General features: G+C 38.0%; 1 protein-coding gene. It reads left to right on the top strand.

Going from position 1 to position 334, the window contains the following annotated elements:
- Nucleotides 1-334, top strand: a 334-nt coding sequence (locus MiAbW_RS19345) for a transposase (protein WP_172967407.1), incomplete at both ends; no start/stop codon positions are given.

Below are 334 nucleotides of genomic sequence, written 5' to 3'. Positions count from 1 at the left end.
TAGATTTTCGCCAAAAAATTATCGATGTCTGGAAGAAAGAAAAAATTTCCATTCGAGGACTAGCCCAGAGATTTGACGTGGCTAAAAGCTTTATTCAGAAGTTATTGAAGCAACATAAAGAAACAGGAGATATCCGTCCTCGTCCGCAAGGGGGAAGTCCACCAACCAAGTTAAAAAGTGAACAACTGATAATTTTAATAGAAATCATCGAAGCTAACAATGATGCAACTCTCGAAGAATTATCGGACTTACTGTATGAAAAGACACAGGTGAAAGTCAGTAGAGCTACCCTAGGGCGGCTTACGCAAAAACTCAATTACAGTTTCAAAAAAAA

Source organism: Microcystis aeruginosa NIES-4325 (assembly GCF_008974145.1).
In the GTDB taxonomy this organism is placed as follows: Bacteria; Cyanobacteriota; Cyanobacteriia; order Cyanobacteriales; family Microcystaceae; genus Microcystis; species Microcystis aeruginosa_G.
Note: the sequence above shows the minus strand (reverse complement) of the source record. Positions and strands in the feature narration are given on the sequence as shown.